The organism is Phenylobacterium sp. (genome assembly GCF_030680185.1).
In the GTDB taxonomy this organism is placed as follows: domain Bacteria; phylum Pseudomonadota; class Alphaproteobacteria; order Caulobacterales; family Caulobacteraceae; genus Phenylobacterium.
This window is the reverse complement of sequence record NZ_JAUXVZ010000028.1, coordinates 1-15002: the sequence shown is the minus strand read 5'-3', so window position 1 is coordinate 15002 and position 15002 is coordinate 1. Positions and strand designations below refer to the sequence as shown.

9 protein-coding genes are annotated in these 15002 nt (G+C 69.2%); 8 read left to right on the top strand and 1 reads right to left on the bottom strand.

Features of this window, described 5'->3' with window-relative positions; all coding sequences use genetic code 11:
* The first annotated feature begins 64 nt into the window (after positions 1–64).
* The 7 genes from Q8L83_RS04930 (at position 65) to trxA (ending at position 10126) form a co-directional block, all read left to right on the top strand.
* Positions 65–940 (top strand): GNAT family N-acetyltransferase, encoded by an 876-nt coding sequence (locus Q8L83_RS04930; RefSeq protein WP_305285096.1) that lies wholly within the window; start codon positions 65–67, stop codon positions 938–940.
* On the top strand, positions 937–1398 hold the full coding sequence (gene tsaE / locus Q8L83_RS04925; RefSeq protein WP_305285095.1) for a tRNA (adenosine(37)-N6)-threonylcarbamoyltransferase complex ATPase subunit type 1 TsaE: 462 nt from the start codon (positions 937–939) through the stop codon (positions 1396–1398). The genes Q8L83_RS04930 and tsaE overlap by 4 nt, the downstream gene beginning before the upstream one ends.
* Positions 1382–2476: an N-acetylmuramate/N-acetylglucosamine kinase AmgK gene (gene amgK, locus Q8L83_RS04920; protein WP_305285093.1), complete on the top strand. Its 1095-nt coding sequence runs from the start codon at positions 1382–1384 to the stop codon at positions 2474–2476. The genes tsaE and amgK overlap by 17 nt, the downstream gene beginning before the upstream one ends.
* Positions 2473–3195 (top strand): nucleotidyltransferase family protein, encoded by a 723-nt coding sequence (locus Q8L83_RS04915; RefSeq protein ID WP_370868354.1) that lies wholly within the window; start codon positions 2473–2475, stop codon positions 3193–3195. The genes amgK and Q8L83_RS04915 overlap by 4 nt, the downstream gene beginning before the upstream one ends.
* Complete coding sequence (gene addB / locus Q8L83_RS04910) at positions 3192–6221, top strand: double-strand break repair protein AddB (RefSeq protein WP_305285091.1); 3030 nt, start codon at positions 3192–3194, stop codon at positions 6219–6221. Before Q8L83_RS04915 ends, addB begins: the two co-directional genes overlap by 4 nt.
* Positions 6218–9709, top strand: coding sequence for a double-strand break repair helicase AddA (gene addA, locus Q8L83_RS04905; protein WP_305285090.1), 3492 nt, complete (start codon positions 6218–6220; stop codon positions 9707–9709). The genes addB and addA overlap by 4 nt, the downstream gene beginning before the upstream one ends.
* An 81-nt stretch (positions 9710–9790) precedes the next feature.
* On the top strand, positions 9791–10126 hold the full coding sequence (trxA, locus tag Q8L83_RS04900; RefSeq protein ID WP_293320179.1) for a thioredoxin: 336 nt from the start codon (positions 9791–9793) through the stop codon (positions 10124–10126).
* 98 nt (positions 10127–10224) lie between these two features.
* Here trxA and Q8L83_RS04895 read toward each other — a convergent pair whose 3' ends face one another.
* A complete protein-coding gene (locus tag Q8L83_RS04895; protein WP_305285089.1) occupies positions 10225–14187 on the bottom strand; it encodes a hypothetical protein in 3963 nt (1320 codons plus the stop codon).
* 302 nt (positions 14188–14489) lie between these two features.
* Between Q8L83_RS04895 and Q8L83_RS04890 the strand changes: the two genes are divergently transcribed.
* Positions 14490–15002: nitronate monooxygenase family protein (locus tag Q8L83_RS04890; RefSeq protein ID WP_305285088.1), on the top strand; the 513-nt coding region annotated here is incomplete at its 3' end.

The following is a 15002-nucleotide window of genomic DNA, read 5'->3' as shown; positions in this document are numbered from 1 at the left end:
CCCGGCCCGCGTCCGCGCCTAGCGCTTGCCCAAATTGCAGGCTCAGGCGCATTCTTGAGCGGCAATGAGTGTCGCTTCGTCCACGGATATCCTGCGCCCGGCCCGGACGCGTCACGATCACATCGTGGACGTGCTGATCGCCGAACGCGCGCCGGGCCTCAGCCGACACCCCACCTGGCCGGTTCTGCGCCCCCTGCTCTATGGGCTGCTGGACTATGGCAAGGCCCGCCGAATGGCTGACGCCATCGCCCCCCTGCCCGGCCGCGACGCCCTGGAGCGGGTCTCGGGCCTGCTCGATGTGCGGCTGGAGGTGAATCACCTGCAGCGCCTGCCCCGCCAGGGACGGGTGGTGGTGATCGCCAATCATCCCACCGGCATCGCCGACGGGATCGCCGTCTATGACGCCTTCAAGGCCAGGCGGCCGGACATCTGTTTCTACGCCAATTCCGACGCCCATCGGGTGGCGCCCGGCTTTGCCGACGTGCTGATCCCCGTCGAATGGGTGGAGGAGAAGCGCACCCGCGAGCGCACTCGCCTGACCCTGCAACGCACCCGCGAGGCCATGGAGGCCGAGCGCGCCCTGGTGATCTTCCCCTCCGGCCGGCTGGCCCGGCGGCAGCCCGACGGCCTGCTGGCCGATCCCCCCTGGATGAGCAGCGCCATCTCCATCGCCCGCAAGTATGAGGCGCCGGTCGTGCCCCTGCACGTGACCGGCCCCTGGTCGACCCTGTTCCACCTCTTCAACCGGGTCTCGGCCGAGCTGCGGGACATCACCCTGTTCCACGAGCTGCTGAACAAGCGCGGTGGCCAGTATGGGCTGACGCTCGGCCCGCCCATCGCCCCCGACGCCCTGGCCGGCGACGTCCAGGCCGCGACCGAGGCTTTGAAAACCTATGTCGAGCGCGTCCTGCCCGCCGATCCGGACCGGCCCTTCGCATGAGGCTTCCTCTCGACGGCGATCTTCGGCTGGAGAATGAGGCGGCCACCGCGCGCCTGGGCGCAGCTTTGGCCGGGGCGCTGAGGCCCGGCGAGGCTATCTGCCTGACCGGGCCGCTGGGCGCCGGCAAGTCGACCCTGGCCCGGGCCCTGATCCGGGCGCGCACGACCCCGGATGAGGACGTGCCCAGCCCGACCTTCACCCTCGTGCAGTTCTATGAGGGTGATGGCCTGGCGCTGGCCCATTTCGACCTCTACCGCCTGACCAGTCCGGACGAGGCCTATGAGATCGGCCTGGACGAGGCGCTTGAGGACGGCGCCGCGATCATCGAATGGCCCCAGCGCCTGGAGGGTCGCCTTCCCCCCCATCGCTTGGATATAGACATCGTTCTGGACGGGGCGGCGCGCCGGGCGCGGCTGACGCCCCATGGCGCCTGGGAAGGACGTGCGATTGAGTTCTGATCGTGAGGGCCTGAAGGCCGACTTCCTGGCCCGTCACGGCCTGGCCGACGCCCATCGGGCTCCCCTGGCCGGGGACGCCTCGACGCGGCGCTATGAGCGGCTGTCGCGACCGGGCAAGGCCAGCCTGATCTTCATGGACCAGCCGCCGGTGGAGACCGCGCCCTGCCCGCCGGACGCCAGCCCTGCGCAGCGCCGCCTGGCCGGCTACAACGCCATGGCCAGGCTGGCGGCCGGCCGTGTGGACGCCTTCGTCGCCACCGCCGGATGGCTGCGCAGCCAGGGGCTGTCGGCGCCGGAGATCGTGGCCCATGAGGCGGGCGATGGCCTGGCGGTGCTGGAGGATCTGGGCGACGACCTCTATGCCCGGCTGATCGAGGGCGGGACCGACGAGACCCCCTTGTACGAGGCCGCCGTCGAGGTGCTGGCCGGCCTGCATGAGGCCACGCCCCCGCCGGTGCTGGAGGCGCAAGGCGCCGCCTGGCCCTTCCTGACCTATGACGACCTGGCCCTGCGGACCGGCGGCGACATGTTCCTGGAATGGTGGCCGAAGTTTTCCGGGCTCGCGCCCTTCACCCCCGACGCCGAGGCCGAATGGGAGGCCCTGTGGGCGCCGATCCGCGCCCGGGGCGAGGCTGGCGCCAGCGTCTTCTGCCACCGGGACTATCACGCCGAGAACCTGATCTGGCTGCCGGAGCGTTCGGGCGTGGCCCGGGTCGGCCTGCTGGACTTCCAGGACGCCGTCCGCGCCCATCCGGCCTGGGACTTCTCCATGCTGCTGCACGACGCCCGCCGCGACGTCTCGCCGGAACGGGAGGCCGCCGCGCTCGCCCGCTATCTGGAGATCCGCAGCGATATCGACGCGGCGGCCTTCCGCGCCGACTATCACGCGCTCGGCGCCCTGAACTCGGCCCGCATCCTGTTCATCTTCGCCCGGCAGGTGGCGGGCTTCGGCAAGCCGCGGTACGAGGCCTTCATGCCCCGCACCTGGCGCTATCTGGAACGCTGCCTGGCCGATCCCGAGCTGGCGCCGATCAAGGCCTGGTTCGACGCCCACGTGCCGGCCGAGGCGCGCCGGTGAGCACGCAGGGATTCCCAAAGACCGCCATGGTGATGGCCGCGGGGCTCGGCACCCGCCTGCGCCCGCTCACCGACCACCGGCCCAAGCCCCTGGTGGAGGTGGCCGGCCGCGCCCTGGTCGACCATGTTCTGGACCGCATGGTGGAGGCCGGGGTCGAGACCGCCGTGGTCAATATCCATCACTTCGCCGACCAGATGGTCGCCCACCTGGCGCGGCGCGACGACATCCGCATAAAGATCAGCGACGAGCGCGCCGCCCTGCTGGATTCCGGCGGCGGCATCGCCCACGCCCGGCGACTGTTGGGGGACGACCCCATCCTGGTAGCCAATATCGACTCCCTCTGGACCGGCGGAACGACGCCGCCGCTCAAGACCCTGGGCGAGGCCTGGGACCCGGAGATCATGGACGTCCTGCTGCTGCTGGTGCCCCGGGGCCAGGGCCTCGGCTTCGAAGGGCCGCAGGGGTTTTTCCGCGACGAGGCCGGCCGCCTGACCCATTCGGCCGCGGCCGAGCCCCCGACGCCCTTCGCCAATGTGGGCTTCCAGATCCTCAAGCCCCAGATCCTCGACGGCGTGCGGGAAGAGGCCTTCTCCATCGTGCCGATCTGGCAGAGGCTCGCCGCCGAGGGGCGCCTGCATGGGGCGGTCATGGACGCCTTCTGGATGCATGTCGGCGATCCCGCCGCCCGGGAGGCCGCCGAAGCCAAGCTCGCGCCGTGAGCCGGCCGCCGCTCTTCGAGGGGCCACGGCCCCGCTGGTTCAACATTCCGGCCCACCGGCCCTTCGTGCACGACCTCGCCCGGGGCCTCTATGAGGCGCTGGCGCCGCTCGGTCCGGAGGCCCTGTCCCAGGCCACGGTGCTGACCCCCACCCGCCGCGGCGCGCGCGCCCTGGCCGACGCCTTCCTGGCGGCCGGCGGCGGTCAGGCCCTGCTGCCGCCGCAGATCAGGCCCCTGGGGGATCTGGACGCCGGAGAGCCCCCCTTCGAGCCGGGCGACCTGGCCGCCAACCTGCCCGCCGCCATCGATCCCCTGCGCCGGCGCCTGGAGCTGACCCGTCTGGTCAAGACCCACGAGGGCCTGCTGTCGCGCAATCTCGACGCCTCGGCGGCCCTGGAGCTGGCCGACGCCCTGGGCGGCTTCCTCGACAGCCTGCAGATCGAGGAGGTGGACGCCGCCGGCGCCCTGGCCGGACTGGTGGATGTGGAACTGGCCGAGCACTGGCAGGTGTCCCGCGCCTTCCTCGAGACCGCCCTGGCGGCCTGGCCCGAGCGGCTCGCAGCCCTTGGCGTCGTCGACACCAGCCAGCGTCGGGTCGCCCTGCTCCGGGCGCTGGCCGAACAATGGGCCATCCGGCCGCCCGAAGGGGTCCTGGTCGCCGCCGGCTCCACCGGCACGGCGCCGGCCACAGCCGCGCTACTGGCGGTGATCGCCGAAGCGCCGCAGGGCTGCGTCGTCCTGCCCGGCCTGGACGAGAGCCTCGCCGATCGCGCCTGGGAGCAGGTCGATGAGCAGCATCCGCAAGGGGCGCTGCGCCGTCTGCTGGCCCGGGCCGGTCTGGCGCGCGACGCCGTCGAGATCTGGCCGGCGTCGGCCCCCCATCAGAGCCAGGGCCGCTGGCGCCGGCGGGTGATCAACGAGGCCCTGCGCCCGGCCCAGGCCACCGCCGACTGGCTGAACGTGATCGGAAACCTGCGGGCCGAAGGCGCCAAGGACGGCGTCGACCCCATCGCCGAGGGCCTGGCCGGCCTGTCAGTGGTCGCCGCCCGCAGCGAGGAAGAGGCCGCCACGGTGGCCGCCCTGCTGCTGCGCGAAACCCTGGAAATCCCCGGCGCCACCGGCGCCCTGGTGGCGCCCGACCAGAACCTGGCCCGGCGCGTCGCCCTGAAGCTCGCCCGTTGGGGCGTGATCCCGGACTCCTCGGTGGGGACGCCGCTGATGGCCTGTCCGGCCGGGGTGCTGGCCGGCCTCGTCGCCAGGCTGGCGGCCGAGCCGCTCAATCCGGTGCTGATGCTGGGCGTGCTCAAGCATTCGCTCGTCCGCCTGGGGGAGAGCCGCGAGGCCCTGGAGGCGCGGCTGATCGACCTGGAGCGCCATGGTCTTCGCGGGCCGCGCCCGGCCGACTGGGCGGCCCTGACCCGCCGGTTGGACAAGAATCTGGATGACGACTCGCGACGGTCGGACGCCAGCCGACTGATCACCGCCCTGCGCGCCGCGCTCACGCCCCTGACCGACATGAGCGAGCCGGCCCCCGCCGCCGAGCGGGCCCGGGCGCTCGCCGTGGCGCTGGAGTCCCTGGCCGCCGATAGCGCAGGGGGCTCAGGCCGCCTGTGGGGCGGAGCCGGCGGCGAGGCCCTGTCCCAGCTTCTGGCCGGGCTGATGGCCGAGGCCGGCGCCCTGCCGCCGGTGACGCCCAAGGGCTTCGCCGACCTGCTGGTGCGGCTGATGGGGGACGAGACCGTCCGCGTCGGCGGCGCCACCCATCCCCGCCTGCGCATCCTCGGCGCCATCGAGGCCCGGCTGGTGCGGGCCGACCGGCTGGTGGTGGCGGGCCTGGAGGAGGGCGTCTGGCCGCAGGGCGCGCCGCTGGATCCCTTCCTGTCGCGGCCCATGCGCGAGCGGCTGGGCCTGCCGCCGCCCGAGCGCCGGGTGGGCCTGGCCGCCCACGACTTCGCCCAGGCCGCCTGCGCCCCCAATGTGGTCCTGCTGCATTCGGAGCGTCGGGAGGGCCAGCCGACGGTGAAGTCCCGCTGGCTCTGGCGGCTGGAGACCCTGGCAAGAGGCGCCGACCTCGTCCTACCCGGCCGTCCCGACCTGCTGGACTGGGCGCGCGCCCTGGATGCGGCTCCGGACTACGAGCCGATTGGCCGGCCGGCGCCCTGCCCGCCGGTCGCCGACCGCCCGATCCGGTTCGCCGTCACCCGGATCGAGTCCCTGACCCGGGACCCCTATGCGGTCTGGGCCCGCGACATTCTGCGGCTCTATCGCCTGGAGCGGCCGGATGAGCCGGTGGAGGCCCGCGCCCGGGGCACGGCGATCCACGAGGCTTTCGAGATCTTCGCCAAACGCCACCCCAAGGCCCTGCCGCCGGAGCCGGCCCGGGAGTTCGCCGCCCTCTATCTGGAGGCCCTGGTCGCCGCCGGCGCGCCGCCGGAGTCGCTCGCCCGCGAACAGGCCCTGGCCCAGGAGGCGGCGGCCTGGGTGGTGGCCCTGGAGACCGAGCGCCGGGCCGACGGCCGCGACATCCATGTGGAGGCCGGCGGCCAGATCACGGTCCGCGGCGGCCTGCGCGACTTCACCCTGACCGCCAAGGCCGACCGCATCGAGACCGGCCCGGACGGCTACGCCCACATCCTCGACTACAAGACCGGCCAGGCGCCGTCGAAGAAGATGGTCGAGACCGGCTTTTCCCCCCAGCTGACCCTGACCGCGGCCATCGTCGCCCGCGGCGGGTTTGCGGGCGTGCCGGCCCGGCCCCCCGGCGACCTCGTCTATCTGCAGGTCACGGGCCGCAAGCCCGCCGGCAAGGTGGAGATCCGCGGGGCGGCCGGGGAGGAAAGCCATGACGCCGCCGAGCAGGCCCTGGCCGGCGCCCTGCGCCTGCTGATCCAGTTCGACGATCCCGAGCGGGCCTATCTGTCGCGGACCGCCCCGCAGTTCGTCCACGACTATGCCGGCGACTACGCCCACCTGGCCCGGGTGTTCGAGTGGTCCACCAGCGGCGAAGACGGCGAGGGCGAGGCATGACCACCGTCGTCGACATCGATCCCCAGCGCACGGCGGCCGATCCCGGCCTGTCGGCCTTCGTCACCGCCAATGCGGGGTCGGGAAAGACCAAGACCCTGATCGACCGGGTGGCCCGCCTGCTGCTGGCTGGCGCGGCGCCCGCCGCCATCCTGTGTGTCACCTACACCAAGGCCGCCGCCGCTGAGATGCAGCGCCGGCTGTTCGACCTCTTGGGCCAGTGGTCGGTGTGCGATGACACAGCCCTACGCGCAGCGCTCGCCAAGCTGGAGGGGCGCAGGCCTGACTCCTATGACGCCGCGCGCCTGTCGGCCGCGCGCGCCCTGTTCGCCCAGGCTCTGGAGACCCCGGGCGGCCTGAAGATCCAGACCATCCACGCCTTCTGCGAGAAGCTGCTGCGGCGCTTCCCCCTGGAGGCGGGCATCTCGCCGGGCTTCCGGGTGATGGACGATCCGGCCGCGGCCCTGATCGCCCGGGCCGCCCGCCAGGACGTGGCGCGCCATGCGCTCACCGGAACCGGCGCGGTGGCCCAGGCCTATGCGCGGCTGTCAGTGAGCCTGGATTTCCGCGCCTTCGAGCAGATGTTCGCCACCTTCGAGGCCCGCCGCGGGGCGCTGGACGCCTTCGTGCATCGCCAGGGCGGACTGGAAGGCGCGCTCGCCTGGATCTGGGAGACCTGCGGCTTCGACGGCGAGGCCGACCCCGAGGCCGTGGCGGCCGACGCCATGGCCGAGCTCGACCGGGCGCTCTGGCGCGAGGCGGCCGAGGTCCTGGCGCTCGGCGGCAAGACCGACCAGTCCTGTTCGCAGACCCTGGCGGCGGTGGCGGCCGACCCGCGCGCCACGCTTTCCGACGCCCTGAAGGCCCTGTTCACCCAAGGCGGCGAGGGCACGCCGGCCACATGGGTCGCCAAGACCAAGGCCCTGGCCGGCGCCGAGCCCCTGCGCCAGGCCCTGCTGGACGAACAGGACCGGCTGGCCTCGGCGCGGGATCAGGTGCGCGCGGCCAACATCGCCTGGGACAGCGCCTATGTGCTGATCCTCGCCCAGGCCTATCTGACCGCCTACGGCCAGGAAAAGGCCGTGGCCGGCGCGCTGGATTTCGGCGACCTGATCGAGAAGACGCGGGCCCTCGTGGCCGAGCGCCCCATGGCCGCCTGGGTGCTCTACAAGCTGGACGGCGGCGTCGACCACATCCTGCTGGACGAGGCCCAGGACACCGCCCCGGAACAGTGGGAGATCCTCAGCGCGCTCACCGCCGAGTTCTTTGCCGGCGAGGGCCGCGAGCGCGAGGCCCTGCGCAGCCTGTTCGTGGTCGGCGACGAGAAGCAGTCGATCTACTCCTTCCAGGGCGCCGCGCCCGAGCGCCTGCGCCACGAGACCGAGACCTACCTCACCCGCATCCGGGACGCCGGCGCGCGGGCCCAGAGCGTGCCGCTGGCCGCCTCCTGGCGCTCCACCGTCGATGTGCTGAGCTTCGTCGATGCAGTGTTTTCCGCGCCGGAAACGCAAGGCGGCGTGCCGCCGGCCCGGGGCGAGGACGCCGTGCGCCACATCCCCATGCGCCGCGACCACCGGGGCTGCGTCGATGTCTGGCCCCTGGAGCGCGAGCCCGAGGGGGAGGAGCGCGAGGCCTGGGACGCGCCGCTCGACGTGGAAGGCCCGGCCAGCGCCAACCGCCGGCTGGCCGAAAACATCGCCTGCGAGATCGAAGACCTGGTGGCGCGCGGCGATGGGGTGTTCGACAAGGACCTGGACGCGCCCGATGGGAGCCGCGGCGCCTGGCGGCCGGCCCGCTATGGCGACGTCCTGATCCTGGTGCGGCGGCGCAAGGCCCTGTTCGAGGACATATTGCGGGCGCTGAAACGCCGCGGCGTGCCGGTGGCCGGCGCCGACCGGCTGGCGCTCTCGGAACACATCATCTTCGATGACTTGCTGGCTGTGGCCCGCTTCGTGCTCTTCCCGCAGGACGAGCTGAACCTGGCGGCCCTGCTCAAGAGCCCCTTCTGCGGTCTGGACGACGAGGCGCTCTACGCGCTCGCCAAGCCCCGCAAGCCCGGCGACCTGTGGAGCGCCCTGCAGGCCCGCGCCCCTGAGCGCGCCGACTGGGCCGCGGCGCTGGCCTTCCTCACCGCCGCCCGCGAAGAGGCGCAGAAGCGCAGGCCCTTCGAATTCTATGGCCGGCTGCTCACCCTGCGGGACGAGGCCGGCGCCTCCATGCGCCAGAGGATCGTGCGGCGGCTGGGGACCGAGGCCGAGGACGCCCTGGACGAGTTCCTGGTCCAGGCCCAGGCCGCCGAACAGCGGGGGATCTGCGACCTGGAGGGGCTGGCCGACGCGCTGGCTGGCCTCAACATCATCGTCAAGCGCGAGATGGAGGCGGCCCGGGACGAGGTCCGCGTCATGACCGCCCACGGCGCCAAGGGGCTGGAGGCGCCCATCGTCTTCCTGCCCGAGACCACCCTGTCGGGCCTGGGCCGCGGCTCGCCGCTCCTGGAGACCGAAGACGGCGGCTTCCTCTGGTGTCCGTCCAAGGCCCAGGACTGCGCGGCCTCGACCGCGGCGCGGGACTTGCGCGCCCGCAAGGACGAGGAGGAGGCCTATCGCCTGCTCTATGTGGCCCTGACCCGGGCCCGCGACCGGCTGGTGATCTGCGGCCGGATCGCGGCCAAGACCAAGGAAGAGAACCTCAAAGGCTGGTGGGCCGCCATCCAGGCCGGCCTCGCCCATGAGATGATCGGCCCCCATCTGCGGCCGGCCGCCTGCGGCCAGGTGGAGGCGAGGCGGTTCGGCGAAGACCCGCAGGTGCTGGGCGCGGGCGCGGCCGAGGCGCCGACCACCGCCCCCCTGCCGGACTGGGCGCGGGCCGATGCCGCGCTTGATCCCCTGGCCCGGTTCGCCTCGCCCTCGGACCTGGGCGAGGCTGAGGAGATCCTCGCGCCTTCGCCGCTCGCCCGGGTCGGCGGGCTCGGCCGGTTCCGCCGCGGCGAGCTGATCCACCGGCTGTTGCAGATCCTGCCCGACCTGGCCCTGGAGGACCGCGATGCCGCAGCCACAGCCATCCTCGCCCGTGAGCCCGACCTGACCGACGACCAGCGGGCCGAGATGGCGGGCGCGGCGCTCGCCGTGCTGGCCGATCCCCAGTTCGCCGACGTGTTCGCAGCCGATGGCCGGGCCGAGGTGGCCATCGCCGGGCGGGCCGCCGCCCTGCCGCAAGGCCTGCAGATCTCCGGCCGCATCGACCGCCTGGTGGTGCGCGCAGAGAGGGTTCTGGTGGCCGACTTCAAGACCAACCGCCCCTCGCCCGACGCAATAGAGGACGCTGATCCCGCCTATATCCGCCAGATGGCGCTCTATGCCGCGGTGCTGGCCGAGGTCTTCCCCGGCCGGGCCATCGAGGCGGCCCTGGTGTGGACCGATGGTCCGAAGCTGATGGCGGTTCCAGAATTCCTGATGGCCCAGGCCCTGGCCGATCTCCGGTCCAGGAGTTGATCACCCGCGCTCTGCGCCTTACATCGCTGGATCAAGAGGCGATCGGCGCGCGTTGCGCCAGGGTCGCAAAAGGAGCTTCCCATGAGCACCGTCACCGTCACCGACGACTCCTTCGAGAAAGACGTGCTGCAGGCGCAAGGCCCGGTCCTGGTGGACTTCTGGGCCGAGTGGTGCGGCCCCTGCAAGCAGATCGCCCCGGCCCTGGAGCAGATCTCCGACGACCTGGCCGGCCAGGTCACCATCGCCAAGCTGAACATCGAAGACAGCCCCACCACCCCCTCGCGCTACGGCGTCCGCGGCATCCCGACCATGATGTTGTTCAAGGACGGCCAGATGTCGTCCATGAAGGTCGGCGCCATGCCCAAGCAGAAGATCCTGGAATGGCTCTCCGAAGCCGGCGTGCAACCGGCGGCGTAAGGTTGCCGGGCTGAGGCCTGAGAGATGCAGAAGGGGTCGGCGAAAGCCGGCCCTTTTTCGTTGGGCGCGGAAGCTGGCTGGGAAGCAAGAGTCAGGCGTCAAGTTTCGGATGTGTCCGCCTCGGACTTCGTTGGTGAGCGGGATGTAGCGATCCCGGTTTCGACCTCCGGTTCCGGCGCATCAAAATCGATATTCAGAAAGTGACCAACCACCCAGCTGCGGAGATATCTCCATGCTTCTTCAGCAGAACTACTCTGTTGGGCCGCGATAAATAACAGGCGCTCAACTTCCCGTAGCATCAAGCGCCAGTCGTCCCTCCCCTCAGTCATCCGGCTCAGCATCTTGCCAATCGCCCGCGCGGCACGATCAGCGTTAACGCCTTGGTCGACGCCGGCCACCTTGGCCAAGAAAAGGATCGCCACTCTGTGGTGCGAGGCTAGGTCGGCACCGTCGTGAAAGAGCTGAGTAAGGGCTGCGTCGAACAGTGCCTCCGCGGGCCAGTCCTTCAGGCGCAGGATCTCGATCAGAGACCCCGGCTCAAGCCAGACAACGCTGTGCCGAAGGTAGCAAAGCTGGGCCGCCGCGCGGGCATACTGGGTGCGCGTCGTCAGACCGGCATCCGTAGCTAGGGCGATAAAGGGCTGCAACCAAGTCGCCGATGGCACCCCGATTCCGAGTGCCCACTGGCGCAAATGCAGGTCTTCTGACATCAGGACCATGCCGTGCTGGCGCGCGAGAATCATCGAATCCAGCACCTGAGCGACATTATCCCGGGTGAAGTGCGCGCCATGTGCCAGCAGATCGTCCGCACCGTCGGTCGGCATGATCTCGCAATGGGCGAGGATCTGATTGAGCCCTTTTCTTATTGTCTCAACATTGCTGGCCGCCTCCTCCGGCGTGTGCATCTCGCGGTAGGCTTGGTCATCTACGTACTTCAGAGTCATAAACTCCGAGCGCGTGTGGAAGGCGCTTTTGGCGCGCAGCTCGATCAGCATGTCCACGGCGCTGCGCGGAAGCAGGAGCCGCCCAAAATAGGCCTTGGCCAACTCAAGCATTTCAAGGCGATAGAGCGTCCACGCGGTCAACAGGTCGATAACCGCACCTTGCTTGCTTGCGCGAAAGGCAGCCTTAATCGCGTCGTTCCGTTCTTCGTGGGTCCCAATGCATGTGCGCAGGCCGACGCCCTCGGCCCGAAACTGATCGGCAAGCTCGATCACGTTGATCTTGGCGATGGCGGCGACCATTGCCAGAGGGACAGCATTATCTACGTAGGCATGCTTGATCCGCCCGCCCTGTTCCGAGTGATCCTTGATGAATTCAAGAATAGGACTGATGTCGTCGTCTTTGACCGTTATCTCGATTAGGTCTGTCGACTCGGGAAACCGAGTGGCGTGTTTCGACTGGATGTCATGCGCCAGCCATACGTACTTCGGCTTAGTTTCTCGAAGCTTGTAGTGCCGATCCGGACCATACTGCCTCGGCAATGAGATCGTATCCCCTACGCTCTTGCCCTTAATGGCGAGCGCCAATGGGTGGTCGGGCGCGTACCGATCCAAAGCTCCGAGACATTCAGTCTCTATAACACCGGAGACGTCGGGACAGTCCTCGCCTTCGAGATCAAACCAGATGTTCAGACTACCGTCCGAATTGGTCTCGACGGCTGTGGTCAGCGCGGGAATATCTGCCCCGTAGACTAAGCCCGGGTAGGCGGTTGCAACTTCCTGATTGGCACGATTGTCGCGTGCTGTGCGGTAGCTAAGGGCGAGCGCCCTATCGACCGCTCCGGCGCGGGAAAGGGAGTACGCCCACTGCATGTGGTCCACGGGGTCGCCATCTAGAGCGGCCTCATCGACTCCGAGCACGAAGTCTCGCGCGTCGTCTTCCCGGTCCTGTCGGAGGAGCACGCTCTCCAGGACCAAGTGGGCGCGAGCATCACTAGCGTCGCCTTCGACGGCGACTCGCAGAAACCGTTCGGCCGTTACTAGATCGCCGCGGGCGGCTTCACCGACCCCGATAAGTCGCGCGAACCGCGGCAATGCGACGACTTCATCCGAAAGGCTCTGGAAGAAGACGTGCGTTCTCGGCCGCACTGGCGCGTTTGCAAAGGCCAAAGTCAGCCGCAACAGCCGGTTGGAGGGCTTGGTCACGTCAACGTGGCCATCCAGCGCGGAGATAACCACCTCGAAATCGTCGAGCTCACTTGCAAGCTGGGCGAGCATCATCCGGTCAGCATAGGATGTCTCGGAACTCAGTAGACCAGCAGCTTCGCGCCCCATCTCGCCGGCCCGCCTTGAATCGTATCGACGGATGGCATCCGCAACCACAACTCGGGCACCGATGCTCTTAGGCCATTTCGTCAGCAACTGTTCACCCAAGCGGTCGATTTCATTGGGTACCGAGTTGTGGACACTGGCCCGGAACAGAAGAGCGTCGAAGGTGATCAACTCGGCCGGCGCAACATCGGCGCGCCGCTCAGGCGTGGCGAACGCGATGATCTCACTCCAGCTAGCCAAGCGTTCCCAAGCCATGAGCAGCAGGACAGCCTTTGACCCTAGGTCTTCGACTGCCTTTAGATGATCAAGCGCGGTCTCCGGCTTGCCCATCTCAAGGGCGACGGACGCCGCGGTCACGCGAGCGTCACCATGGTTGGGCGCGCCCAGAACGGCGTCCTCGATCACCGCTTGAGCACGCGCTAGCTCCCCGATGGCCCGCAGGCCATTGGCTAGATTCACGGCGAGGCCCACATAGATTGGCTGGCCCGCGTTTTCGTACCCCCGCACCCGATCCCACTGACGGCCCAAAAGGCGGACCGCTTCGCACAGCATCGGGCACGGCTCTCGGGGCGGGATCGGGTGTAGCTCGAATCCGCGAGCCTCGAAGGCTTCGTCCAATAAGGCTTCAGCGGCCCATTGCTCGGCCGTGTCACTGTCCGGCAAGGCCTCATAGGTCTCCCGGGCCAGTCGCCGCCATTCTGCCTTCGGCCGCTTGAAGTGCGCGTGGTTGACGCGGTGGAGGCGGACGTTCTTATCCTCAAGGAGCTCAGCGGGGACCACGTCGAGCGGCTCGAATGCTTCGTCCGATTTTACCGCAACCTGAAACAGCATTGCGGCCACGCCGGCGTTGGTTGGATCTTTGACCAGGGCCGCCTGGCCGAAGTCTAGCGCTCCAGCGATATCGCCGGTCATCATCATGCCAAAGATGCGGTTGGCGATGGTCTTCGGATCGTCGGGGTTGATCGCGTAGGCGTCGAGCAACAGTCGTGCTCCAGCCAGATCGTCGTCTAACTGAAGCTTGGCCCAGCCGAGGTTGGCGGCCACGCGGGCGCGGATTCTCGGGGAGGCCTGTGGGGTAAGGCGGCCCTTGAGGCTTTCAAGCAGGCTCAGGGCCGTCCGCGCTTGACCGCCGTTGATGAGGTCGCGGTAGCGGTCGATCTCCGCGTCGAGATGATCCTCGAGTTCCCCGCCTCGGCTGGTGTCGCCGATGGTCAGGATCGCGTGCATCTCCTGAACCAGAACAGCCGTGTCCCCGCTCTGATCGCGGATGGTTGTGACAGTCTGCGCCGTCTGGGCTGTCACCTGCAGAATCTCGTCCGAGGCTGCGCTGTGGCCGGGATCGAAGGCATTCAGAGCCCTGGAGTCGGCGTGAATCCGTTGCTGCAGGGTGTCCCAGCCCCAGATTTGGATGTCGATTATTCGGCCGAGATCCGCCTGCTCCTGAGAGAGTTGCACCGCCAGCAGGTCATACGCGGTGTCATCGGGCGCCGTCGTGACGATGTAGTATTCAACGAGCGGTGGCCTTACTGCGAGCGCTGCCGCCACCTCGCTACGAATCTCTGTCTCAGTCAGCTTGTCTCCGCGGGTTCTCAGTTTGCACTGGACACCCACGGGCCTGTGCGGATCTCGATCGCGCCTGGCCAGGATGTCGAGGCCCTTCTGACCTTGGCCATTGGTGCCGACCATTTTGGCGTTCGGATCGGCGAGGAGGCCAGCGAACAGCGGTACGCACTTGCGCTCGAAGTCCTTGCCCTCCAGCGGGATCGGAATTTTCGTCGAAGACGTCATGGGAAGGCGCTGACCCGGCCGTGATTCTCGGATTCAAAGTGCAGGAGAACAGCCCGCTTCCCTACAGCCCATCAGGATTCGGCCGCGAATGCGCTACGCGTAGAGAGGGTCGCGTTGTCGCCAACAATGGCAACGTTCGACCCTGAGACTATAGATGTATTGACGAGTGCAGACGATTCCCTCGTTGGCTTCGACCCCAGACCCGCTCGGCCGCGCAACACCCCCACGCTCACCCTTGCACACGCCCCCCATTCCGCGCACGACTCCGACCCAACGAACACAGCCCCCGGGAGGAGCCGACCATGAAGACCCGCATCACAGACCTGCTCGGCGTCGAGCATCCGATCGTCCAGGGGGGCATGCATTATGTGGGCTTCGCCGAGATGGCTGCGGCGGTGTCCAACGCGGGTGGGCTTGGGATCATCACCGGCCTGACCCAGGGGACGCCGGAGAAGCTTTCCGCCGAGATCGCCCGGTGTCGGGGGATGACCGACAAGCCGTTCGGGGTGAACCTGACCTTCCTGCCCTCGGTGACGCCGCCGGACTATCCGGGCTTCGTCGAGGCCATCGTCAAGTCGGGCGTCAAGATCGTCGAGACGGCGGGCAACAATCCGCAGAAGTACCTGCCGGCCCTGAAGGAGGCGGGCATCAAGGTGATCCACAAGTGCACGGCGGTGCGCCATGCGGTGAAGGCCCAGGCCATCGGCTGCGACGCGGTCAGCGTCGACGGCTTTGAATGCGGCGGCCATCCGGGCGAGGACGACGTGCCGAACTTCATCCTCCTGCCCCGGGCGGCCGAGGAGCTGGAGATCCCG